Consider the following 21,888-nt stretch of genomic DNA (forward strand, 5'->3'; position numbering starts at 1 on the left):
GTACCCGCACGCCATGGACACCTTCCGCCTGCAAGCAGCCGCGAGCGCCGGTTCCGTCTTCGGGACCGTCGTGATCGTCGTCGGCGCCCTCGTCATCGTCGGCGCCCTCATCTGGGCCGTCCGGTTCGGCATCAAGGTCAAGCAGCGCGAGCCGCGCACGCCCAGGGGCGGCGAGCATCCCACGCTGCCGGACTCCGGGCCGGTGCACGAGACCCGGCAGCGGCGTGAACCCGACGAGGTGCCGCGCGCCGAGGAGACCGGCCGCCGGCTCACCCCGCACGAACTCGGCTCGCCCGGCAGCCGCCGCAGCGAGGACCAGTCCCGCCCGCGCTGGAACGGCGGAACCGGCGGCTCCTTCGGCAGCGGCGGTCCGGGCGGCACCTGACCTGCCGGTCCGCGGGTTTGCCCGCGGCGCGTCCGGGGACCCGGACGGCCTGGGACGAGCGGGCCCGGGAACCGCCCGGGGCGCCGTTGCCGCACACCTCACGCTCATGCGGAAGGAAGTCGAGAAACCGTGGCCGCGCACATGACCGAGAAACCGGCCGTCCAGCCCGCCGAGACGGGCTGGGCCAGATCCCGTCGGCTCAGGCGCGACACCGTACGCACCTGCCTGCCGGCGGTCGCCGTCGAGGACCGCGGCCGGGCGCGGGAGCGCGCCGGGGACGCGGAGGGCAACATCGTCCGCGGCGAGGACTGAGACAGGAGGACCGAGAGGGTCCGAGACGGTCCGTGAGGGTGGGCCCGGCGCTGTGTACCGCGCCGGGCCCACCCTCCGGGCGCGTTCAGCCGTGGGTCTTGGCCAGCAGTTCGAGGACCTCGTCGGTGGTGCCCGTCTCGCCGAGGCGCGGGAAGATCCGCCGCACGCTGCCCTCGTGGGCCTCGGCGTCCATGTCGGCCATCGCGTCCGTGGCCAGCGTGACGTGGTAGCCGTGCTCGTGGGCGGCGCGCGCGGTGGACTCCACTCCGATGCTGGTGGCGATGCCGGTCAGCACGATCTGCGTCACCCCGCGGCGGCGCAGCTGCACATCGAGGTCGGTGCCGTGGAAGGCGCCCCAGTTGTGCTTGGTGACGGTGATGTCGCCCGCGTGCCCGGCCAGTTCGGGCACGATCACGTCCCAGCCGTCGGGCCGGGCGCCGACGCCCCCGCGCGTCGCCTCGGTACGGCCGGGCACCACGTCGCCGTGGTCGTCGGCGAAGGACACCCGGACCAGGACGACGGGCAGGTCACGGGCGCGGAACGCCTCGGCGAGCCGCACGGAGCGGGCGACGACCTCGGCACCGGAGTGGGGCACGACCGGCGCGGCGGCGATGCCCGCCTGGAGGTCGATCACCACGAGGGCGGTACGGGGGTCGAGGGCAGTGAGTGCCATGAGGGGTCAGGCCTTTCCGGGCTTGCGGGGGGTGAGACGGACGAGTGACCGGTCGGTCAGGCTGCTCACCAGGAGCAGCACCGACCCGGCGGCCATGAACAGGGCCAGGCCGTGCAGGCCGCCCGTATCGGCGCGGTGCGGGAAGTACCCGGCGGTGGCCGCCGAGGCACCCAGCGCGCCGAGGTACATGAAGGTGCGCAGCAGCCCGGCGGCCGAGGCGATCCGCGCGGGATCGGCCTGCCGGTACAGCGCGTTCTGGTTGGCGAGGGTGATCAGCCCCTGGGGCACGCCCATCACGAGTCCGGCGGCGAGCAGCAGCGGCAGCGGGCTCGTGGAGCCGATCAGCAGCAGCACGGCACAGGCGGCGACCTGGAAGACGCCGCCCGCCACCAGCTTCGCCCGCACGGCCTCGCGGCGCCCGGTCAGCGTGGAGACGACGAGCGCGGCACCCGACAGGGGCAGCAGCGTCAGCCCGGCCGTGGACGCGCTGAGCCCGCGTCCCTCCTCCAGCCACTGCGTGTAGCCGTACATGAAGGCGTAGGAGGTGAGGGCGCCGAGCAGCTGGCGCACGTAGGTGCCGATGAGCGGCCCGTTGCCGCCGAGCACCCGCAGGTCCACGAAGGGCTGCGCGGTCCGCAGTTCGCGCATCGCGAAGGCGGCGCCCACCGCGGCGGCGAGCACCGGCAGGTACCAGCGGTCGGCGCGCGGCGCCATCAGGAACAGCATCAGCGACACCAGCGTCCCGGCGAACAGCACCATCCCGGGCACGTCGACGTCGCGCAGCCCGTGCCCGGTGTCCCGCCGCGGCTCCCGGGGCAGCCGCAGCGCGCCCAGGACCAGGCAGGCGGCGGAGAGCGGCACGTTCACCGTGAACACGGCGCGCCAGCCGCCCACCCCGATCAGCAGCCCGCCGAGCGCGGGACCGACCACGGCCACCGTCTGGTTGGCGACGGCGAGCGCGGTGAGGACGCCCGCCGGACTGTCCCGTCCCGTCCGCTCGGCCTCGCGCCGGGTGAGCTGCATGGCCGCCGGGTACGCGGCGGAGGTCCCGAACCCGAGCAGCACCCGCGCCCCGATGAGCACGCCCAGCGAGGGGGCGAGCGCCCCCAGCAGACCCGCGAGCCCGACCAGGGCCGTCCCCGTGAGATAGAGCCGCCGGGGACCGGACATGTCCATCAGCCGGCCGATGACGGGCTGTCCGACGGCGGTCGCCAGATACAGCGCCGAGACCAGCCAGACGGTCTGTGCCGGGGGAGCCCCGAACGCGGCGCCGATCGGGACCAGGGCCACCGCGATCATCGACGAGTTGATCGGGTTCAGCACCGAGCCCAGGACCATCGGCGCGATCAGCCTGCGGTCGAAGGCGTCCGGCGCCGGGCGCACGGCGGCGCCCTCGCCGCCCGGCCGCCGGGCGAGCCGGGACCTCACGGCCGGCTCAGTCGTTCGAGCAGGGTGAACGCCTCGATGATGGTCTGCCGCTCGTCCTCGGTGTACCGCTCGTGCAGGGCCCGGGTCAGCCACTCCGCACGGGTCTGCCGGTCGCCCTCGATGCGCTCGTGCCCGCCGTCCGTCAGCGTCACCAGCTGGCGCCGGCCGTCGTCGGGGTCGGGGCTGCGCCGGATGAGCCCGCGCTGCTCCAGGACGGCGAGTGTGGCGGCCATCGACTGCGGCCGCACGCCCTCGGCGGAGGCGAGGGCACTGGCGGTGGCGGCGCCGTGCTTGCCGACCAGGGTGAGCGCCGACACCTGGGACGGGGTGAGGTCCTCGTCCCGGGCGACCTCCCGTATCCGGCGCCGCAGCCGGCTGAACACCACCCGCAGATCGCGCGCGGCCCGCGCGGCGGAGGCGGAGACGCCCTCGGGCACGTCGGTGGGCTTGTGGTCCATGGCAGCACCGTAGATCCGCCAGGCGGAACTGTCCAGTCAAGACTGTTCAGCCTTACCTGCCTATGTGCCGGTCGATTGCCGCCCGCCCGTCTCCGGGCCCGGACCGCAGTACGCTGACGAGGTGCGTCTGCTCCTGATGTCGGACACCCACCTCCCGCGCCGCGCCCGGGAACTGCCCGCCCCGCTGCTCGCCGAACTGCCGCGCGCCGACGTCGTCGTCCACGCGGGGGACTGGGTCGACACCGCGACCCTCGACCTGCTCCAGGCGCGCAGCCGCCGGCTCCTCGCGGTGTACGGCAACAACGACGGCCCCGAGCTGCGCGCCCGGCTCCCCGAGGTGGCCCGCGCGGAACTGGACGGGCTGCGCTTCGGCGTCGTGCACGAGACCGGGGCCGCGCGGGGCCGCGAGGCCCGCTGTGCCGCCCGTTTCCCGGACCTGGACGTGCTGGTCTTCGGCCACAGCCACATCCCCTGGGACACCACCGCCCCCTCCGGGCTGCGCCTGCTCAACCCGGGTTCCCCCACCGACCGCCGCCGCCAGCCCCACTGCACCTATCTGACGGCCACCGTCACCGGCGGCGCCCTCACCGAGGTCGAACTCCACCGGCTGCCGCAGCGCCCGGCCCGCTGACGGCGCCCGGGGGCATGCGCCGCACCGGGCCGCGACGCAAGGAGTGACGCACGGAAGAGGGCGGCCCGGCAAGGGGCCGCCCCGAGGTCACACTTCCCTTTCTCGTTTCCGAATTCTCGGCGAGATCCGGGCCGATCCGTGCGCGGAAGCGGCCCGGTGGCTGTGAGTATGCGCTGTCACGGACCTCCTTCCGGAGAGGTGTGCCGCACATGTGCAGCGGAGGCGATGCATGCCTCATCCGCTGTCTGCCGCCTACCCCTTACGGAGAAGCCGAACCATCTCATCACAGGAATTACGGCTCTTTTCGGTCGCCGAAGGAGCGGACGGGACCCAGAAGCTCACTCCCCGCTCACCGGCCCCACCGGCCCCACCGGCCCCACCGGCAATGCTGGCCCCGCCGGCAACGCTGGCACGCGCCCGCCCGCCTCCCGGCGGACCGCAGCCGCCGTACCCCCGCCACGAGCAGCACCGCCGCCACCACGGCCCCGGCCGCCGCCGCTGCCCGCCGGGCGAGGGGCACACCGGCCTCCCGCAGCAGATCCAGCGGCTCGGCCTCCCGGCCGCCCGCCACGCTTTCCGCCGCACTCCCCGCCGTGCCCTCCGCCGCGGCGGGCGCGGCCTTTCCGGGCGCGGCCCCGGCCAGCCGGAGCGCCAGGCAGTCCGCGAACCGCCCCACCAGCCGGTCGCCCACCTCGGCCAGCACCCCGCGCCCGAACTGCGCGGGCCGCCCGGTCACCGTCAGATCCGTGGCCACGGCCACCTCCGTGGCCCCCTCCCGCTCCCGCAGCGCCGCGGTGACCGTGGCCCGCGCCGTGCCCTGCCCGCGCGTCTCCCGGCCGCTCGCGACCAGCACCATCCGCCGGGCCCGCGCGTCCTGCTCCTCGAAGACCGCCGTCCCCTTGTAGGCCACGGTGACCGGCCCCAGCCGCACCGTGACCGAACCGGTGACGGTCCGGCCGTCGTACGACTCCACGACGGCGCCCGGCAGGCACGGCGCGACGCCCTCGATGTCCAGCAGCGCCCGCCAGGCGTCGTCGGCGGGTACGGGCACGGTGAACGCGTGGTGCAGTTCCATGGCTTCGTCCTCCTGTTCAGGGCCGGGCGCGGGCGGGACCGTTCGCGTGGATGGCGCCCGCGGTCGCGGTCAGGGGCGCCCCGCTGCCGCCCCAGCGCAGCGAGACGATCTCGGCGGCGACCGACACCGCCACCTCCTCGGGCGTACGGGCACCGAGGTCCAGGCCGACCGGGGAGCGCAGCCGGGACAGCTCGGCCGGGGTCACACCGGCCTCCAGCAGCCGCTCCACCCGGTCGTGGTGGGTGCGGCGGCTGCCCATCGCGCCGATGTACGCGGCGGGCCTGCGCAGCGCCTCCTCCAGCAGCGGCACATCGAACTTCGGGTCGTGCGTGAGGACGCAGATCACCGTGCGCTCGTCGGTGTCCGTGGTGCGCAGATAGCGGTGCGGCCAGTCCACGACCACCTCCACGGCGTCCGGGAAGCGCCGGGGCGTGGCGAAGACCGGGCGCGCGTCGCACACCGTCACCCGGTAGCCGAGGAAGGCGCCGATCCGGGCCACCGCGGCGGCGTAGTCGATGGCGCCGAACACCAGCATCCGCGGCGGCGGCGCGAAGGAGTGCAGGAACAGCGAGACGGCGTCCTCGCGCCGCTCGCCGTGCGCCCCGTAGTGCCGTGTTCCCGTCGCCCCGAGCGCGAGTCCGCCGCGGGCGTCCGCGGTGACCGCCGCGTCCAGGCCGGGGGTGCCCAGCGTCCCCGCCACCGAGTCCGGCCACACGGCGAGCGTCGCCCCGCGCGGCGCGGGACCGTCGGCCACGGTCGCCAGGGTCACCGGCGCACCGGCGGCGACCGACGCCGCGACCGCGCCGAAGGCCGGATCCGACTCCGGGGCCACGGGCCTGACCAGCACCCCGATCTCGCCCCCGCAGGTGAGCCCGACCGCGAACGCGTCCTCGTCGCTGTACCCGAAGACGGCGAGCCGGGCCTCGCCGTCCGCCACCACCTCCTTGGCCAGCTCGAAGACCGCGCCCTCCACACAGCCGCCGGAGACACTGCCCACCACCTCGTCGTCCGGCCCCACCGCCATCGCCGCGCCGGGGTCGCGCGGCGCGCTGCGGCTGACCGTCACGACCGTGGCGAGACCGAACGGCTGCCCCGCCGCGTACCAGCGCCCGAGCACCGGAAGGATGTCACGCACGCTCTCGTCCCTTCGCACCACCGGCACCGGCACCGGCACCGGCATCGGCACCAGTACCCGTGCCCGTCCCGGCGCCGCTGTCCGCGCCCCGGACCACCGCGGCCAGCCGCTCCAGCGCGGCCACGCTGTGCCCCTCCACGAAGGCGTCCACGCTCGGCAGGGCGGCGGCCATCCCGGCCGCCAGGGGCGCGTAACCCGGGCGCGCCTTGCGCGGGTTGGCCCAGACCACCCGGTGGGCCAGCCGGTGCAGCCGGCGCATCTGGGCGGCCAGCAGGCGGGGGTCGCCGCGCTCCCACCCGTCGGACAGGAGGACGACCACGGCGCCGCGGGCCGTGCCGCGCTGCCCGTAGCGGTCCAGGAACTCCCGCAGCAGGACGCCGAGCCGGGTGCCGCCGCGCCAGTCGGGCACCGCCTCGGAGACCGCCGCCATCGCCAGGTCGGCGTCCCGGTGGGACAGCTCCCGGGTCACCCGGGTCAGCCGGGTGCCGACGGTGAACACCTCCGTGCGCCGCCCGCGGACCGCCGCGTGCGCGAACCGCAGCAGCGCGTCCGCGTACGGCGCCATGGAGCCGCTGACGTCGACGAGCAGCACCACCCGCCGGGGCCGCTCCGTCCGCGCGTGGAGCCGGGGCGGCGCGGGTTCGCCGCCGCGCCGCAGCAGCTCCCGTACGGTGCGGCGGGCGTCGATCTCCCCGCGCCGGGCCGGGCGCCGCCGCGCGCTGCGCCGCGCCTGGCCGCGCGGCGCGAACGCGGCCAGCAGCCTGCGCACCTGGGCGCGCTCGGCGGGGTCGAGCCCGGCCACGTCGCGATGGCGCAGCACCTCCGCCGAGCTGGCGAGCGAGGCGACGGGCGGACCCGGCGGCCGGTCCGCGCCGCCTCGGCCGCGCGCCCCGGCGGGCGCCTCGCGCACGGCGACCCGCGGCCGGGGCGGGGGAGCGGGCCGGGCCGTCCGGGGCGGCTCCCCGCCCGGACCCGGGCCGAAGCAGGCGCCGAACACCCGCTCGTAGCGCTCCAGGTCGTCCCGGTCACCGCACAGCGTCAGCCGCCCCGCCCAGTACAGGTCCGCGCGGACCTCCGGGCGCAGCGCGTCCGCCGCGCGCAGAAACGCGTGCACCCGCTCCGCGCTCACCGCGAGCCCGGCCGCGCGCAGCGCCCGCGCGAAGCCGAGCAGCACCGCGTCCCCGCCGAGCGGCGGCCCGTCGCCCGTCATCCGGTTCCCGCCCCTCGGCCGGCCAGGATCGCCGCGAAGTCCAGACCGCGGGCCCGGTCCGTGTCCTCCCGGTACTTCAGCACCGACCCCAGCGTGGCCATGGCCAGCTCCGCGCCGGCCTCGTCGGCGCCCAGCGCGTCCAGGGCCCGCACCCAGTCCAGGGTCTCCGCGACCCCCGGCGGCTTGAGCAGGTCCTCGGCGCGCAGCGCCTGCACCAGCGCGGTCACCTGCTCCGCCAGCCGCGCCGACACCCCGGGCAGCCGACGGCGCACGATGGCCAGTTCCCGGGCGAAGCCGGGATGGTCGAACCAGTGGTACAGGCAGCGCCGTTTGAGCGCGTCGTGCACCTCGCGGGTGCGGTTGGAGGTCAGCACCACCACCGGCGGGACCTCCGCGCGCAGCGTGCCCAGCTCGGGAACGGTCACCTGGAACTCGGAGAGCACCTCCAGCAGGAACGCCTCGAACTCGTCGTCGGCCCGGTCGATCTCGTCCACCAGCAGCACCGACGGCTGGGTCTGCAGCGCCCGCAGCAGCGGCCGGGCCAGCAGGAACCGCCGGTCGTACAGCTCGCGCTCCAGCCGGTCCGCGTCCGTGACCCCGGCCGCCTCGGCGGCCCGCAGATGCAGCAGCTGACGGGGGAAGTCCCAGTCGTACAGGGCCTGGGAGGCGTCGATGCCCTCGTGGCACTGCAAGCGGATGAGGGGCGCGCCGAGCACCTCGGCGAGGGCGCCGGCCAGCGCGGTCTTGCCGACGCCCGCGTCGCCCTCGCAGAACACGGGCCGGTGCAGGCGCAGCGCCAGGAAGCAGGCGACGGCGAGCCCGTCGTCGACGAGGTAGCCGGTCTCCTCCAGGCGGGCGCGCGCCTCTTCGGGGCTGTCGATGCCGGTGATCGGCGCTCACCCCGTTCCGGTGGCGGCCAGGACGGCCCGCCGGGTGAGCACCCGGGCCAGGTGCGCCCGGTACTCGGGGGAGGCGGAGGCGTCACGGGAGGGCCGGGTGCCCTCGGCGGCCGCCTGCGCGGCCCGTGCCACCGCCGCGGCGTCCGCCGCGCCCGCCAGGGCCTCCTCGGCGGCCGTCGCCCGCAGCGGGGTGGCGCCCATGTTGGTCAGGCCGATCCGGGCCTCGGCGACGCGTCCGCGCTCGTGCCGCACCAGGGCGGCGACGCCGACGACGGCCCAGGACTGGGCGACCCGCTGGAACTTCTCGTAGCGGAATCCCCAGCCGGCCCGTTTGGGCACCCGCACCTCCACGAGCAGTTCGTCCGGTTCCAGCGCGGTCAGCAGATAGTCGGCGAAGAAGTCCCGGGCCGCCACGGTGCGCCGCCCGCCCGGACCGGCGGCGACGAGTTCGGCGTCCAGGGCCAGCGCGACGGCGGGCAGGTCGCCGGCCGGGTCGGCATGGGCGAGCGAGCCGCCGAGGGTGCCCCGGTGGCGCACGGCCGGGTCGGCGACCTCGGCGGTGGCCTGTGCCAGCAGCCCCGCGTACCGGCGCACCAGCGGGTCGTGGACGATGTCGTGGTGGGTGGTGAGCGCGCCGATGACGAGGGTGTCGCCGTCCTCGCGGACCCCGCGCAGCCCGGGGATCCGGCCGATGTCGACGACCAGTTCGGGGAAGGCGAGGCGCAGCCGGAGCAGCGGCAGCAGGCTCTGCCCGCCCGCCAGCACCTTGGCGTCCTCGCCCGCGCCGGCGAGCGCGCGCAGGGCCTCGTCGAGCGTGCCGGGCCTGACGTAGTCGAACGCGGGGGGAATCATGCCGGGGCCTCCTCGGCGTCCGTGCGGGTCTCGCGTGCCGCCCTGACCGCCTCCCAGACCCGCTCGGGTGTGCAGGGCATCGGCACGTCGTGGACGCCGAGCGGGCGCAGCGCGTCCACGACCGCGTTGACCACGGCGGGCGTGGACGCGATCGTCCCGGCCTCGCCCACGCCCTTGGCGCCGAGCGGGTTGGACGGGGCGGGGGTCTCGGTCCGGGCGGTGACGAATTCGGGCAGGTCCGCCGCCGACGGCACCAGGTAGTCGGCCATGGTGCCGGAGAGCAGGTTGCCCTCGGTGTCGTAGACGGCCTCCTCGTACAGGGCCTGCGCGATGCCCTGGGCGAGGCCGCCGTGCACCTGCCCCTCGACGATCATCGGGTTGATCACCCGGCCCACGTCGTCGACGCAGACGTAGGACCGGATCCGGGTCCGCCCGGTCTCCGTGTCGACCTCGACGGCGCACAGGTGGGTGCCGTGCGGGTAGGAGAAGTTCTCCGGGTCGAGCACGTGTCCGGCGTTGAGGGTGGGTTCCATGCCCTCGGGCACGTCGTGCGAGGTGAACGTCGCGAAGGCCACCTCCTGGATGGTCCTGCGGGCCTCCGGTGAGCCCTTCACCGCGAACACCCCGCCGCTGAACTCCAGGTCGTCCTCGCTCGCCTCCAGCAGATGCGCGGCCACCCTGCGGGCCCTGGCCACCACCTTCTCGGCGGCCCGGTGCACCGCCGACCCGCCCACCACCAGCGAGCGCGACCCGTAGGTGTCCATGCCCTGCGGGGCGACCAGCGTGTCGCCGTGCACCACCTCGACGTCCTCGAACGGCACGCCCAGCACGTCCGCCGCGATCTGGCTCCAGCAGGTCACGTGCCCCTGCCCGTGCGGGCTGGTCCCGGTGACCACCTCGACCTTGCCGGTGGGCAGCACGCGGATGCTCGCCGCCTCCCAGCCGCCCGCCGAGTACCTGAGGTCGCGCAGCACCCGGCTGGGCGCCAGCCCGCACATCTCCGTGTACGTCGACACGCCGATCCCCAGGCGCACGGTGTCCCCGCGCTCCCGGCGCTCGCGCTGCTCGGCGCGCAGCCCGTCGTACCCGAACAGGGCGAGCGCCTTCGCGGTCGCCGCCTCGTAGTCGCCGCTGTCGTAGGTCAGGCCCGCGATCGAGGTGTACGGGAACTCCTCGTGCCGGATCCAGTTGCGCCGCCGCACCTCCACCGGGTCCAGACCGGTCGCGGCGGCCAGCTCGTCCATGATCCGCTCGATGGCGTACGTGGCCTCCGGGCGCCCCGCGCCCCGGTAGGCGTCGGTCGGGGTGCGGGTGGTGAACACCCCGGTGCAGTCGAACGCGTAGGAGTCCATCTTGTAGATCGCCGGGTACATGAACGCGCCCAGGATCGGGATTCCCGGTGTGACCAGCATCAGATAGGCGCCCATGTCGGCGAGCAGCCGGACCCGGAGGCCGAGCAGCCGCCCCTCGCGGGTCGCGGCGATCTCGACGTCCTGGATCATGCCGCGGCCGTGGTGGGTGGCGAGGTACCCCTCGGAGCGCGACTCGGTCCACTTCACCGGCCGGCCGAGCCTGCGGGCGACGGCCAGCGCGACCGCCTCCTCGCCGTACACCTGGAGCTTCGAGCCGAAGCCGCCGCCCACGTCCGGGGCGACCACCCGCAGCTTGTGCTCGGGCACGCCGGTGACCACGGAGAGCATGATCCGCAGGATGTGCGGGATCTGGGTCGCCGAGTACACCGTGTACTCGCCGGTGGCCGCGAGCGGGGTGACCACGACCGCGCGCGGCTCCATGGCGTTGGGGATGAGACGCTGCTGCCGGTAGCGGCGCGAGAGGACCACGTCCGCGCGCTCCCTGACCGCCGCGAAGTCCTCACCGGCGCGCAGCGGCCAGTCGTAGGCCCGGTTGGTGCCCTTGTCGGAGTGGACCAGCGGGGCGTCCTCGGCGAGCGCGTCCTCCAGGTCCAGGACGGGCGGCAGCGGCTCGTAGTCGACCTCGACCGCCTCCAGCGCGTCGGCGGCGGCGTACCGGTCGCGGGCCACCACGACCGCCACCGGGTCACCGGCGTGCCGCACCTCCTCCAGCGCGAGCGGCGGATGGGCGGGCAGCACCATGTCCTCGGTGACCGGCCAGGCGCACGGCAGCGACCCCAGGCCGTCGGCGAGGTCGCGGCCGGTGAACGCGGCGACGACACCGGGGCGTTCCAGGGCGGCGGAGACGTCGACGCGGGTGATCCGGGCGTGCGCCATGGGGCTGCGCAGGAACGCCAGGTGCAGCAGTCCGGTCACGGCGATGTTGTCGGTCCAGTTGGTCTGGCCGGTGAGCAGCCGCGCGTCCTCCTTGCGCAGCCGGGCCCGGCCGACCTCGCCCGCCGCCGTCCGCCCGGCGCCCGCCACCGTCTGCCCGGCGCCCGCCACCGTCTGCCCGGTCATGCCGGCACCTCCCGCGCGGGCGCGGCGGCCGGGGCTCCGGCGGCCCGCTCCGCCTCGGCGGCGTCCAGCACCGCGGCGACGATGTTCTGATAGCCGGTGCACCGGCACAGGTTGCCCTCCAAGGCCCGGCGCACCTCGGCCGCGTCCGGCCGCGGGTTCTCCCGCAGCAGATCACGCGCCGCCATGAGCATGCCCGGGGTGCAGTAGCCGCACTGGAGGGCGTGCCGCTCGTGGAAGGCCCGCTGCAACGGCGTCCACGCGCCGTCGCGGGCCAGCCCCTGGACCGTGGTGACCGCACCGCCGTCCGCCTGGACGGCGAGCACGTTGCAGCTCTTGACGCTCGTGCCGTCCAGCTCGACCGTGCAGGCACCGCAGCTGGAGGTGTCGCAGCCGACCGGCGTCCCGGTCAGGCCGAGCCGGTCGCGCAGATAGTGGACCAGCAGCAGACGGGGCTCCACCTCGTCCTCGTACGCGGTGCCGTCCACCGTGACCGAGATGTGCGTCATGTGCCCTCCAGGGACCGAACGGGCGTACGCGAGGAATATCAGCGACCAGCGTGATGTACGTCACTCTATGGCCGGGTCCGTGGCGCGGCGAGCCGTGCGGCGCGGATCCGCCGCACGCGTTAATCCGTTGCCCGCCCGCGCCCGCCTCTGCTGCACTGCTCCCGGCCCGACGTCACCCCACGAGGAGCACCGATGCGCACTGCGTCCCTGTCCGTCCCCGGAATCCGGCCGACCCTCTCACAAGGACATGACGCCCCGTGCACCTGCTCAACCTCGGCATCCTCGCGCACGTCGACGCGGGCAAGACCAGCCTGACCGAACGCCTGCTGCACTCCGTCGGAGTGACCGACCGGCTCGGCAGCGTCGACTCCGGCGACACCCGGACCGACACCCTCGCGCTGGAACGGCAGCGCGGCATCACCATCAAGTCCGCCGTCGTCTCCTTCCCCGTCGACGACGTCACCGTCAACCTCATCGACACACCCGGCCACCCCGACTTCATCGCCGAGGTGGAACGCGTCCTCGGCGTGCTCGACGGAGCCGTCCTGGTCGTCTCCGCCGTCGAAGGCGTGCAGGCCCAGTCCCGGGTGCTGCTGCGCACCCTGCGGCGGCTGCGCATCCCCACCCTGCTCTTCGTCAACAAGATCGACCGGCGGGGAGCCCGCGAGGACGACGTCCTGCGGGCCGTCGCGCGGCGCCTCACCCCGGCCGTCGTCCCCATGGGCCGCACCCGGCACCTGGGCACCCCCCGGGCCCGCTTCGTGCCCGGTCTCGCCCCGACCGCCGCCGAGGTCCTCGCCGACCACGACGACGACCTGCTCACCGCCTACGTCGAGGACCGGCTGCACCCCGCCCGGGTGCGCGCCGCGCTCGCCGACCAGACCCGCCGGGCCCTCGTCCACCCCGTCTACTTCGGCTCCGCGATCACCGGCGCCGGCGTCGACGCGCTCATCGGCGGCATCAGGGACCTCCTGCCCGCCGCCGACGGCGACCCCGACGCGCCCGTCTCGGCCACCGTCTTCAAGGTCGACCGGGGCGAGGCGGGGGAGAAGGTGGCGTACGCCCGGGTCTTCTCCGGCACCCTCCGCATCCGCGACCGCCTCCCCTACGGCGAGCCCCGCACCGAGGGCCGGATCACCGCCCTCGGCGTCTTCGACCACGGCACCGACGTCCGCGCCGACGCCGTACCGGCCGGCCGCATCGCCCGCCTGTGGGGCCTGGCCGGTATCAGGATCGGCGACACGCTCGGCGTGCCCCGCCCCGCCCCCGGGCACGTCTTCGCGCCCCCGACCCTGGAGTCCGTCGTCGTCGCGGCCCCCGGCACCGACCGCGGCGCCCTCCACCTCGCCCTCACCCGGCTCGCCGAACAGGACCCGCTGATCGGCCTGCGCCACGACGAGGCGCGCGGACAGACCTCGGTGTCGCTGTACGGAGAGGTCCAGAAGGAGGTCGTCCAGGCCACCCTCGCCGACGAGTTCGGACTCGACGTCGCCTTCCGCGAGACCACCCCGCTGTGCGTCGAACGGCCCACCGGCACGGGAGCGGCGGTCGAGTACAACAAGAAGGACGGCAACCCCTTCCTCGCCACCGTCGGCCTGCGCGTCGACCCCGCCCCGGCGGGGACCGGGATCGTCCTCCGCCGCGAGGTGGAGCTCGGCTCGATGCCGTACGCCTTCTTCAAGGCGATCGAGGACGCCGTGCGCGAAGCACTCGGCCAGGGCCCCCACGGCTGGCAGGTCACCGACTGCACGGTCACCCTGACCCACTGCGGCTACGCGCCCCGGCAGAGCCACGCCCACCAGGGCTTCGACAAGAGCATGTCCAGCACCGGGGCCGACTTCCGCGGCCTGACCCCGCTGGTGCTCATGACGGCACTGCGCCGCGCGGGCACCCTCGTCCACGAACCCCTGCACCGCTTCACGGCCGAGGCTCCCGCCGACACCCTCGGCGCCCTGCTGCCCGTGCTCGCCGCGCTGCACGCCGTCCCGCGCACCACCCGCACCCGGGGCGCCGTGTGCGTCCTGGAGGGCGAGGTGCCCGCCGCCCGGGTGCACGCGCTGGAGCAGCGGCTGCCGGGCCTCACCCGCGGCGAGGGCGAACTCGACAGCGCCTTCGAACGCTACGCGCCGGTCCGCTCCGGGCCCGTGCCCGAACGCCCGCGCACCGACCACAACCCGCTCGACCGCAAGGAGTACCTGCTGAACCTCACCCGCCGCGTCGGCGGCTGACCCCCGGAATGCCCCGTCCGGCGTTGACCCTGCCCTTACGTCAGGCTGCACGCTGTACGCCGACGGAGCCGACGAAAGGGCAGGTGGATGAGCTACTCCGTGGGACAGGTGGCGGCGTTCGCCGGAGTGACGGTGCGCACGCTGCACCACTACGACCGGGCGGGGCTGCTGTCGCCGGGCGGCCGCAGCCACGCCGGGTACCGGCTGTACGACGACGCCGACCTGGCACGCCTCCAGCAGATCCTCTTCTACCGCGAACTGGGCTTCTCCCTCGACGAGATCGCCGACATCCTCAAGGACCCGCAGGCCAACGCGCTCGCACACCTGCGGGCCCGGCAGCGGCGGCTCGGCGAGGAGATCACCCGGCTCCAGCGGCTCGCCGAGGTCGCCGAACGGGCCATCGAGGTCCAGCAGACCGGAGTGACCCTCGCCCCCGCCGAACGCTTCGAGGTCTTCGGCGAGATCGCCTTCGACCTCAGCTACGCCACCGAGGCCCAGCTCAAATGGGCCGGCTCGGAAGGACAGCGGGAGTCCATGGCTCGGGCCGCCGCGCACAGCAAGGAGGACTGGCGGCGGCTGATGCGCGAGGCCGCAGCGTGGCGCGCCGAACTGCTCGCCGCCTTCGACGACGGCGAGAGCGCCGACGGGGAACGCGCCATGGACCTCGCCGAGGAGCACCGGCTGCACATCTCGCGCTGGTTCACCTCCTGCCCGCCCGCCATGCACCTGCGCATCGCGGACGACATCGTCGCCGACCCGCGCGCCTTCGCCCTCGTCGTACCGCCCTCCCAGCAACGCCCCGGCCTCGCCGCCTACCTGGGCAGGGCCGTGCACGCCAACGCGGCCCGCCGCACCGACCCCGAGGGGGACCGATGAGGATCCTGATCGCCGCCGCCGGATCGCGGGGCGACGTCGACCCCTACACCGGTCTGGGCGCCGGGCTGCGCCGGGCCGGACACGAGGTCGCTGTCGCCGCCCCGGACACCTTCGCGCCGCTGGTCCGCCGCGCCGGAGTGGAGTTCCGCGGCCTGCCGGCCGGGCCGGAGGCCCAGGGTGCCGTCACGGGCCGGCGGGATCTGATGCGCGGCGCCGCCGCGTTCGTGAACCGGCTCGCGGGAGGCTTCGCCGCCGCGGTCGGCGACGGCACCGAGCTGCTGGTGCTGTCCACCACCACCGCCCCGCTGGGCTGGCACCTCGCCGAGGCCACCGGCCTGCCGAGCATCGGCGCCTACCTCCAGCCCACCGCGCCCACCGGCGCCTTCCCGCCCGTCGTCACCGGCACCCGCTCCCTGGGCCGCCTCGGCAACCGCGCCGCGGGCCGCCTCGGAGTGCGGATGGCCGACCGCCTCTACGGCGACGCGGTCGCCGCCCTCCGCCGCGAGCTGGGCCTGCCCCCGCGCACCCCGGCCGCCGAACGCCGTCGCCGGGAGGCCGCGCACTGGCCCGTGCTGCACGGCTTCAGCGAGCACGTCGTGCCCCGCCCGCCCGACTGGCGCCCCGGCCTGGACGTCGTCGGCAACTGGTGGCCGTACACCGACCCCGACGCCCGGCTGCCCGCGGACCTGGAGGACTTCCTCGCCGCCGGGCCCCCGCCGGTGTTCGTCGGGTTCGGCTCCATGGCCGGGGGCCACGGAGAACGCCTGAGCGAGACCGTCGTACGGGCACTGCGCCGGGCCGGGCTGCGCGGCGTCCTCCAGTCCGGCGCCGCCGGCCTCGCCGCCGAGGGGGACGACATCCTCACCGTCGGCGAGGTGCCGCACACCCTGCTGTTCCCGCGCACGGCCGCCGTGGTGCACCACGCGGGCGCGGGCACCTCGGCGGCGGCCCTGCGCGCCGGGGTCCCCTCCGTCCCCGTACCGGTCACCGCCGACCAGCCGTTCTGGGCGGCCCGCCTCACCGCCCTCGGCGCCGCCCCCGCCGCGATCCCCTTCACCGGCCTGACCCCCGAGCGCCTGGCGGACGCCCTCGACCGCGCGGTACGGGCCCCGGTCCTCACCCGCTCCGCCGCCACCGTCGCCGACCGCCTCGCGGGTGAGGACGGGGTGGGACGCGTGGTGGAGGCGGTGGAGACACTGGGGCGGCTGAAGAGCTGAGGGGCAGGTGGGGGGCGGGCGCGGGGGCGGGGCGGGCGGCCTGCGCGGGGGCTCCGTCGGTGCCGTGGGTGGGGTCCGGCGGGACGGATGGGGGTGCTTCGCGCGTGGGGTGACCGGCGGGCGGCCGAGGGTGACTCTGGCCGTGCGGCGGGGGTGCCCGGCGTGACCGGACGGGCGGACCGGATCGCGGCCCGCCCGGGAGGGGGCCGGTGCCGGCGCCGTGCCGGTGCCGGGCGTGGTGTCCGGCGTGGTGCGGGACGCCGAGGGCCGCGCGCCCGGAGGGGCGTCCGGCCCCAGGGATCCGGCCGGTCCGGGGCGCCCGGCGCCCGGTGCCTCGTCCCTCAGCGGGCCAGCAGGTCGACCGCCCGCAGCACGGGCGCGACGCCGTCCTCCTCGCGGATGCGGGCGCCCAGGGTCTCGGCGCGCTCCCGGTGGAGGGGGTTGCGGGTGGCCCGCGCGAGGGCCGCGGCGAGGCCGTTCGCGGTGAGCCCGCGCAGCGGGACGGCGCGGGGGGCCACCCCGAGGGACACCAGGCGTTCGGCCCAGAAGCCCTCGTCGAACTGGACCGGCAGCGGCACGGCGGGCACCCCGGCGCGCAGCCCGGCCGCGGTGGTGCCCGCGCCCGCGTGGTGCACCACGGCCGCCATCCGCGGGAACAGCGCCGCGTGCGGCACCTCGTCGATGGTCAGCATGTCCTCGCCGGTCGCCGCGAGCCCGCCCCACCCGCGCTGCACCACCCCGCGCAGCCCGGCCAGGCGCAGCGCGCGCACGATGGTCCCGCTCAGCCGGGCCGGGTCGGGCACCGTCGCACTGCCGAGACCGACGAACACCGGTGCGGGTCCCGCGTCCAGGAACCGCCGCACATACGCGGGCAGCCCGTCCTCGCGGTCGTACGGCCACCAGTAGCCGCACACCCGCAGACCGGGCCGCCAGTCGCGCGGCCGGGGCACCACCAGCGGGCTGAACCCGTGGAACACCGGCTGCCGCAGCCCCGCCCGGATACGGCGGGCGGTGCCGTGCCGGGCGGCCGGAAGACCCAGCCGGGCCCGCACGGTGGGTACGGCCGCCGAGAAGACCCGCTCCATGGCGAGGTTCACCCCGTAACCCGCGAGCCGGTTCGCCGCCGCGCCCCAGTGGCCGCCGCCGAGCAGCGGAGGGGCGAACTCCCGGGTGGGGGAGAGGGGCTGCAGATGCGTGCCGATGCTGGGCACGCCCAGCGCCTCGGCGATCGCGTGCCCGACCGGCCCCAGCGACCCGGACAGCAGCAGTACGTCGCTCTTCTCGGCCGCCGCGACCAGGTCGTCCGTCATCCGGGCGAGCGCCGCGCGGACCAGGCCGACGGCGCGCAGCATCTTGCCCGCGTCCGTCGCGCTGCGGTGCAGCCCCCGGCCGCGCGTGGACTCCAGTTCGGCCCGCGGATCCACCGGCAGTGCGTGGAAGTCCAGGCCCGACCCGGCGACCAGCGGCTCGAAGCACCCGTGGGTGACCAGGGTGACCGCATGGCCCGCGCGGGCCAGACCGTGCCCCAGCCCGGTGAAGGGGGCCACGTCACCCCGGGAACCCGCCGTCATGATCGTTACGCGCACGTCGGCCAGTATGACCGCGCACGGCCCCGCCGACGGCGAACGACCCGGCCATGTCGGCGCGCCCACCCCCGCGCGACCGCAACGGCCGCACCCGTCCGGGCCCCGCACCCGTCCGGGCCCCGTACCCGCTCAGGCCCTTCGGCCCGCCGGCCGGGGTCACACCCCGAGCTGCCGGGCGGCCGCGTCCACCGTCTGCTCCAGCAGCGTGGCGATGGTCATCGGGCCCACCCCGCCCGGCACCGGCGTGATCAGCGAGGCGCGCTCCGCCGCGGTGTCGAAGTCCACGTCCCCGACGTTGCCCGCGTTGTAGCCCGCGTCGATCACGACCGCGCCCGGCTTGACGTCCTCGCCGCGCACCAGCCGCGGCCGGCCCGCGGCCGCCACCACGATGTCGGCCTCGCGGACCACGGACGACAGCTCCCGGGTCCGGGAGTGGCAGTACGTCACCGTGGCGTCCCGGGCCAGCAGCAGCATGCCGACCGGCTTGCCGAGGATCGCGCTGCGCCCCACCACCACGGCGCGCTTCCCGGCCGGATCGACGTCGTAGGCGTCCAGCAGCCGCATGATGCCGCCGGGCGTGCAGGAGACGAACCCGGGCAGGGCGAAGCTCATCGTGGCGAAGGAGGCGAAGGTGACGCCGTCGACGTCCTTCTCGGGCGCGATCGCCTCGAACGCGGCCCGCTCGTCGATGTGGTCGCCGACCGGGTGCTGCAACAGGATGCCGTGGACCGACGGGTCCGCCGAGAGGTCCCGCAGCGTCTGCACGAGCTGCGCGGTGGTGGTCGCGGCGGGCAGCTCCACGTGGCGGGAGGCGATGTTCGCCGTGCGGCACCGGTTCCGCTTCATCCGGACGTAGGTGACCGAGGCGGGATCCTCGCCGACCAGCACCGTGGCCAGGCACGGCCGTACACCCGTGCGGCCGGTGAGTCCGGCGGCCCGGTGCGCGGTGCGCTCGACGATGCGGCGGGCGAGGGCGGTGCCGTCCATGAGACGGGCCTGGGACATGTCCACTCCTGAGCGTGCGGCGGATCGCCCAGGCGCGCGGCTGTGACTTCGGCAGGGGCCGCTCCCCGGTGGTGCTCCACCTCAGCGCCAGTCACGGCCCGCCCCCACCCTAAGCGGGACGCGCGTGCGCCCTTCGCCAGGGGTGCGGCACGCTCACCGGAGCCTCCCCCGCCGTGACCGCCGCCCCCGTACCGCGGCGGGCCGTGCGCCGGGCCGGGCCGCGCGCAGCACCGACCGCAGCAGCGCGGCGGACAGGCACCGGGCCGCCGCCGAAGCCGTCCGGGCCGGTCCGGAGCGCCGCACCAGCGGGGAACGCGCCTGCCCCAGTCCGCCGCGGGCCGAGAAGGACCAGGTCAGCCGGGAGCTGACCTGGAACCCCGCGGTCCTCCTCGTCACTCGTCCCATGCCTGGACCATGATCTGGTCGGTGATCCTGCCGTCGCGCAGGACCTTGGGGTGGCTCGGCCGGCTGTCGCGGTCCACGATGCGTGTCTCCGCGTCGTCCGCGTACAGCGACAGCAGCGTGGGCGCCGCGTGTTCCTCGATGCCCCGGCGCAGCGCGCCGGTGCCGAAGGCGGGACCTGCCGTGGTCGCCATGGTGGCCTCCTACGAGCCCCGGCGCCCCGGAGCAGGAGCCGCTTGCGGGGCCTCTCCTTCGAGCGTCCTCCGGGGCGCCGGGACCGGCAAGTGCGGCCGGGGCGACGCGCCGGTACCCGTCCCGCGCCCGTCCCGGGCCGCCCGCCCCGCACCCGTCCCGTACTCGCTCCGTACTCGTCCTGACGGGTGAGCGGGCGGGCGCGCCCGTGTCCGGGCGGGACCGGGCGCCGTTGCTCAGGACATGATCTCCACTCGACGTATCGTCGCCGTCGCCTCCCTCGCCGCCTCGCTCACCGGGCTCGCCGCACTCCCCGCCAGTGCCGCCGGTTCGTCCGTGCCGGTGGTCGGCCGGGCGCTGCCCATGGGTGTGCTCGACTCGCTGGCCCGCACCGGGCTGCCCGCTGACCGGCAGGACGCGGTGCCCCCGGTCTCCGACCAGCTCTCCTCGCTCCAGCACATCCAGGACCTCAACGAGCTGAGCCGGCTGAACGCGGTCACCGGTCTCGTCTCCCCGCTGTTCGGACTGGTCCCCGCCATCCCGAGCTGAGCCGGAGCGGGCGCGCCGGACACCGGTGGCGGCGCGGGGGTTCGCGCCCGCCGCCGGCCCGGCACGGCGTAGGGTCGCGGGGACGGAGAACGGCCGACGGAAGGGACCTCCACCATGGCGCAGGAAGTGCGCGGCGTGATCGCACCCGGGAAGAACGAACCCGTACGGGTCGAGACCATCGTCGTGCCGGACCCCGGGCCCGGCGAGGCCGTCGTACGGGTCCAGGCCTGCGGCGTGTGCCACACCGACCTGCACTACAAGCAGGGCGGTATCAACGACGAGTTCCCGTTCCTGCTCGGCCACGAGGCCGCGGGCATCGTGGAGTCGGTCGGCGACGGTGTCACCGAGGTGGCCCCCCGGCGACTTCGTCGTCCTCAACTGGCGTGCGGTGTGCGGCAGGTGCCGTGCCTGTCTGCGCGGGCGGCCCTGGTACTGCTTCGACACGCACAACGCGCGGCAGCGCATGACCCTCACCGACGGCACCGAGCTGTCCCCGGCGCTGGGCATCGGCGCCTTCGCGGAGAAGACGCTCGTGGCCGCCGGGCAGTGCACCAAGGTCGACCCGGCCGTCTCCCCGGCCGTGGCAGGACTGCTGGGCTGCGGGGTGATGGCCGGCATCGGCGCCGCCATCAACACCGGGAACGTCGGCCGCGGCGACAGCGTCGCCGTCATCGGCTGCGGCGGTGTCGGCGACGCGGCGATCGCCGGGGCGCGTCTGGCGGGCGCGGCGAAGGTCATCGCCGTCGACATCGACGACCGCAAGCTGGAGACCGCCCGCACCATGGGCGCCACGCACACCGTCAACTCCGAGGACCACGACCCGGTCGCCGCGATCCGCGACCTGACCGGAGGCTTCGGCGCCGATGTCGTCATCGACGCGGTCGGCCGCCCCGAGACCTACAAGCAGGCGTTCTACGCCCGTGACCTGGCCGGGACCGTCGTCCTGGTCGGCGTGCCCACCCCGGAGATGAAGCTCGAACTGCCGCTGCTGGACGTCTTCGGACGCGGCGGCGCCCTCAAGTCGAGCTGGTACGGCGACTGCCTGCCCTCGCGCGACTTCCCGATGCTGGTCGACCTGCATCTGCAAGGACGGCTGCCGCTCGACAAGTTCGTGTCCGAGACCATCCGACTCGACGAGGTGGAGCAGGCGTTCGAGCGGATGCACCGCGGCGACGTGCTGCGCTCGGTGGTGGTCCTCTGATGGCCGCGCGCATCGAACGCCTCGTCACCGCCGGGCAGTTCACCCTGGACGGCGGCACCTGGGACGTCGAGAACAACGTGTGGATCGTCGGCGACGACCACGAGGCGATCGTCATCGACGCCGCCCATGACGCCGAGGCCATCGCCGCCGCCGTGGGCGACCGCCGGCTCACCGCCATCGTCTGCACCCACGCCCACAACGACCACATCGACGCCGCTCCGGCGCTCGCCGACCTCACCGGCGCGGTGATCTGGCTGCACCGCGACGACCTGCCGCTGTGGCGGGCGACCCACCCCGACCGGGAACCGGACGAGCACCTCGTCGACGGCCAGGTGATCGAGACGGCGGGCGCCGACCTCACGGTCCTGCACACCCCCGGTCACGCGCCGGGCGCGGTGTGCCTGTACGACCCCGGGCTCGGCGTCGTCTTCACCGGGGACACCCTCTTCCAGGGCGGCCCCGGCGCCACCGGCCGCTCCTACTCCCACTTCCCGACCATCATCGACTCGATCCGCGACCGTCTGCTGACGCTGCCGCCCGGGACGAAGGTGCTCACCGGGCACGGCGACACCACCACCATCGGCGCGGAGGCCCCGCACCTCCAGGAGTGGATCGCCCGCGGCCACTGAGCCGCCG

Annotated in this window: 22 protein-coding genes, 1 pseudogene and 1 riboswitch; of the genes and pseudogenes, 9 read left to right on the plus strand and 14 right to left on the minus strand. The window is 75.6% G+C overall.

Features of this window, described 5'->3' with window-relative positions:
* Positions 1-13: 13 nt before the first annotated feature.
* Positions 14-385 carry a DUF6479 family protein gene (locus R4Z62_RS31405; protein ID WP_064536782.1) on the plus strand — a complete coding sequence of 124 codons (372 nt, stop codon included), beginning with the start codon at positions 14-16 and terminating at the stop codon, positions 383-385.
* A gap of 129 nt (positions 386-514) precedes the next feature.
* Positions 515-697 (plus strand): hypothetical protein, encoded by a 183-nt coding sequence (locus tag R4Z62_RS31410; RefSeq protein WP_398336329.1) that lies wholly within the window; start codon positions 515-517, stop codon positions 695-697.
* An 85-nt stretch (positions 698-782) separates the two neighbouring features.
* Here the strand turns inward: R4Z62_RS31410 and R4Z62_RS31415 are convergent, their stop codons facing one another.
* From R4Z62_RS31415 to R4Z62_RS31425, 3 genes are read right to left on the minus strand one after another with little or no spacing between them, the layout of a single operon-like run.
* The gene (locus R4Z62_RS31415) at positions 783-1,370 is read right to left on the minus strand and encodes a hydrolase (protein WP_491521571.1); all 588 of its coding nucleotides are present in this window, start codon (positions 1,368-1,370) and stop codon (positions 783-785) included.
* 6 nt (positions 1,371-1,376) lie between these two features.
* Positions 1,377-2,798 (minus strand): MFS transporter, encoded by a 1,422-nt coding sequence (locus tag R4Z62_RS31420; RefSeq protein WP_385501303.1) that lies wholly within the window; start codon positions 2,796-2,798, stop codon positions 1,377-1,379.
* On the minus strand, positions 2,795-3,256 hold the full coding sequence (locus R4Z62_RS31425; protein ID WP_355478997.1) for a MarR family winged helix-turn-helix transcriptional regulator: 462 nt from the start codon (positions 3,254-3,256) through the stop codon (positions 2,795-2,797). Before R4Z62_RS31425 ends, R4Z62_RS31420 begins: the two co-directional genes overlap by 4 nt.
* Before the next feature lie 121 nt (positions 3,257-3,377).
* Here R4Z62_RS31425 and R4Z62_RS31430 point away from each other — a divergent pair, with 121 nt between their 5' ends.
* The gene (locus R4Z62_RS31430) at positions 3,378-3,887 is read left to right on the plus strand and encodes a metallophosphoesterase family protein (RefSeq protein WP_491521572.1); all 510 of its coding nucleotides are present in this window, start codon (positions 3,378-3,380) and stop codon (positions 3,885-3,887) included.
* Between the two features lie 349 nt (positions 3,888-4,236).
* On the opposite strand, the gene R4Z62_RS31435 is transcribed toward R4Z62_RS31430, so the two are convergent.
* From R4Z62_RS31435 to R4Z62_RS31465, 7 genes are read right to left on the minus strand one after another with little or no spacing between them, the layout of a single operon-like run.
* A complete protein-coding gene (locus tag R4Z62_RS31435; RefSeq protein WP_491521573.1) occupies positions 4,237-4,962 on the minus strand; it encodes an SRPBCC family protein in 726 nt (241 codons plus the stop codon).
* Between the two features lie 16 nt (positions 4,963-4,978).
* On the minus strand, positions 4,979-6,097 hold the full coding sequence (locus R4Z62_RS31440; protein ID WP_491521574.1) for an XdhC family protein: 1,119 nt from the start codon (positions 6,095-6,097) through the stop codon (positions 4,979-4,981).
* Positions 6,090-7,307 (minus strand): vWA domain-containing protein, encoded by a 1,218-nt coding sequence (locus tag R4Z62_RS31445; protein ID WP_491521575.1) that lies wholly within the window; start codon positions 7,305-7,307, stop codon positions 6,090-6,092. Before R4Z62_RS31445 ends, R4Z62_RS31440 begins: the two co-directional genes overlap by 8 nt.
* Positions 7,304-8,197 carry an AAA family ATPase gene (locus tag R4Z62_RS31450; RefSeq protein WP_079159184.1) on the minus strand — a complete coding sequence of 298 codons (894 nt, stop codon included), beginning with the start codon at positions 8,195-8,197 and terminating at the stop codon, positions 7,304-7,306. Before R4Z62_RS31450 ends, R4Z62_RS31445 begins: the two co-directional genes overlap by 4 nt.
* Before the next feature lie 6 nt (positions 8,198-8,203).
* Complete coding sequence (locus tag R4Z62_RS31455; protein WP_491521576.1) at positions 8,204-9,058, minus strand: FAD binding domain-containing protein; 855 nt, start codon at positions 9,056-9,058, stop codon at positions 8,204-8,206.
* Positions 9,055-11,490 (minus strand): xanthine dehydrogenase family protein molybdopterin-binding subunit, encoded by a 2,436-nt coding sequence (locus tag R4Z62_RS31460; protein ID WP_491521577.1) that lies wholly within the window; start codon positions 11,488-11,490, stop codon positions 9,055-9,057. The genes R4Z62_RS31455 and R4Z62_RS31460 overlap by 4 nt, the downstream gene beginning before the upstream one ends.
* Positions 11,487-11,996, minus strand: a complete 510-nt coding sequence (locus R4Z62_RS31465) for a (2Fe-2S)-binding protein (protein ID WP_064536789.1) — start codon at positions 11,994-11,996, stop codon at positions 11,487-11,489. Before R4Z62_RS31465 ends, R4Z62_RS31460 begins: the two co-directional genes overlap by 4 nt.
* Positions 11,997-12,253: 257 nt before the next feature.
* Between R4Z62_RS31465 and R4Z62_RS31470 the strand changes: the two genes are divergently transcribed.
* From R4Z62_RS31470 to R4Z62_RS31480, 3 genes are all read left to right on the plus strand, one after another.
* Complete coding sequence (locus R4Z62_RS31470; protein ID WP_491521578.1) at positions 12,254-14,224, plus strand: GTP-binding protein; 1,971 nt, start codon at positions 12,254-12,256, stop codon at positions 14,222-14,224.
* A gap of 87 nt (positions 14,225-14,311) precedes the next feature.
* Positions 14,312-15,100, plus strand: coding sequence for a MerR family transcriptional regulator (locus tag R4Z62_RS31475; protein WP_389594802.1), 789 nt, complete (start codon positions 14,312-14,314; stop codon positions 15,098-15,100).
* Positions 15,097-16,317: a glycosyltransferase gene (locus R4Z62_RS31480; protein WP_491521579.1), complete on the plus strand. Its 1,221-nt coding sequence runs from the start codon at positions 15,097-15,099 to the stop codon at positions 16,315-16,317. Before R4Z62_RS31475 ends, R4Z62_RS31480 begins: the two co-directional genes overlap by 4 nt.
* A 341-nt stretch (positions 16,318-16,658) precedes the next feature.
* Here R4Z62_RS31480 and R4Z62_RS31485 read toward each other — a convergent pair whose 3' ends face one another.
* From R4Z62_RS31485 to R4Z62_RS31500, 4 genes are all read right to left on the minus strand, one after another.
* Positions 16,659-17,888, minus strand: a complete 1,230-nt coding sequence (locus R4Z62_RS31485) for a glycosyltransferase (protein ID WP_064536793.1) — start codon at positions 17,886-17,888, stop codon at positions 16,659-16,661.
* A 171-nt stretch (positions 17,889-18,059) separates the two neighbouring features.
* Complete coding sequence (locus tag R4Z62_RS31490) at positions 18,060-18,908, minus strand: bifunctional 5,10-methylenetetrahydrofolate dehydrogenase/5,10-methenyltetrahydrofolate cyclohydrolase (RefSeq protein ID WP_355478981.1); 849 nt, start codon at positions 18,906-18,908, stop codon at positions 18,060-18,062.
* Between the two features lie 19 nt (positions 18,909-18,927).
* Positions 18,928-19,013: riboswitch (ZMP/ZTP riboswitch) on the minus strand.
* A gap of 48 nt (positions 19,014-19,061) precedes the next feature.
* Positions 19,062-19,313 (minus strand): hypothetical protein, encoded by a 252-nt coding sequence (locus R4Z62_RS31495; protein ID WP_159393132.1) that lies wholly within the window; start codon positions 19,311-19,313, stop codon positions 19,062-19,064.
* The gene (locus R4Z62_RS31500) at positions 19,301-19,504 is read right to left on the minus strand and encodes a hypothetical protein (RefSeq protein WP_064536796.1); all 204 of its coding nucleotides are present in this window, start codon (positions 19,502-19,504) and stop codon (positions 19,301-19,303) included. Before R4Z62_RS31500 ends, R4Z62_RS31495 begins: the two co-directional genes overlap by 13 nt.
* 241 nt (positions 19,505-19,745) lie before the next feature.
* On the opposite strand from R4Z62_RS31500, the gene R4Z62_RS31505 reads away from it, so the two are divergent.
* From R4Z62_RS31505 to R4Z62_RS31515, 3 genes and pseudogenes are all read left to right on the plus strand, one after another.
* Entirely contained in the window at positions 19,746-20,051 is a 306-nt protein-coding gene (locus R4Z62_RS31505) for a hypothetical protein (RefSeq protein WP_064536797.1), read from the plus strand.
* Positions 20,052-20,165: 114 nt separating this feature from the next.
* Positions 20,166-21,252: pseudogene (locus tag R4Z62_RS31510) on the plus strand (S-(hydroxymethyl)mycothiol dehydrogenase).
* Entirely contained in the window at positions 21,252-21,881 is a 630-nt protein-coding gene (locus R4Z62_RS31515) for an MBL fold metallo-hydrolase (protein WP_355478976.1), read from the plus strand. The pseudogene R4Z62_RS31510 and the gene R4Z62_RS31515 overlap by 1 nt, the downstream one beginning before the upstream one ends.
* Positions 21,882-21,888 lie beyond the last annotated feature (7 nt).

The sequence above is a fragment of the Streptomyces sp. PL-25 genome (assembly GCF_058344915.1).

Coding starts and splice junctions, on each gene's coding strand:
- R4Z62_RS31465 (WP_064536789.1), bottom strand. CDS start 11,996: ATGACGCACATCTCGGTCACGGTGGACGGCACCGCGTACGAGGACGAG.
- R4Z62_RS31405 (WP_064536782.1), top strand. CDS start 14: ATGGACACCTTCCGCCTGCAAGCAGCCGCGAGCGCCGGTTCCGTCTTC.
- R4Z62_RS31480 (WP_491521579.1), top strand. CDS start 15,097: ATGAGGATCCTGATCGCCGCCGCCGGATCGCGGGGCGACGTCGACCCC.
- R4Z62_RS31475 (WP_389594802.1), top strand. CDS start 14,312: ATGAGCTACTCCGTGGGACAGGTGGCGGCGTTCGCCGGAGTGACGGTG.
- R4Z62_RS31455 (WP_491521576.1), bottom strand. CDS start 9,058: ATGATTCCCCCCGCGTTCGACTACGTCAGGCCCGGCACGCTCGACGAG.
- R4Z62_RS31460 (WP_491521577.1), bottom strand. CDS start 11,490: ATGACCGGGCAGACGGTGGCGGGCGCCGGGCAGACGGTGGCGGGCGCC.
- R4Z62_RS31415 (WP_491521571.1), bottom strand. CDS start 1,370: ATGGCACTCACTGCCCTCGACCCCCGTACCGCCCTCGTGGTGATCGAC.
- R4Z62_RS31425 (WP_355478997.1), bottom strand. CDS start 3,256: ATGGACCACAAGCCCACCGACGTGCCCGAGGGCGTCTCCGCCTCCGCC.
- R4Z62_RS31505 (WP_064536797.1), top strand. CDS start 19,746: ATGATCTCCACTCGACGTATCGTCGCCGTCGCCTCCCTCGCCGCCTCG.
- R4Z62_RS31495 (WP_159393132.1), bottom strand. CDS start 19,313: ATGGGACGAGTGACGAGGAGGACCGCGGGGTTCCAGGTCAGCTCCCGG.
- R4Z62_RS31500 (WP_064536796.1), bottom strand. CDS start 19,504: ATGGCGACCACGGCAGGTCCCGCCTTCGGCACCGGCGCGCTGCGCCGG.
- R4Z62_RS31445 (WP_491521575.1), bottom strand. CDS start 7,307: ATGACGGGCGACGGGCCGCCGCTCGGCGGGGACGCGGTGCTGCTCGGC.
- R4Z62_RS31515 (WP_355478976.1), top strand. CDS start 21,252: ATGGCCGCGCGCATCGAACGCCTCGTCACCGCCGGGCAGTTCACCCTG.
- R4Z62_RS31490 (WP_355478981.1), bottom strand. CDS start 18,908: ATGTCCCAGGCCCGTCTCATGGACGGCACCGCCCTCGCCCGCCGCATC.
- R4Z62_RS31485 (WP_064536793.1), bottom strand. CDS start 17,888: ATGACGGCGGGTTCCCGGGGTGACGTGGCCCCCTTCACCGGGCTGGGG.
- R4Z62_RS31435 (WP_491521573.1), bottom strand. CDS start 4,962: ATGGAACTGCACCACGCGTTCACCGTGCCCGTACCCGCCGACGACGCC.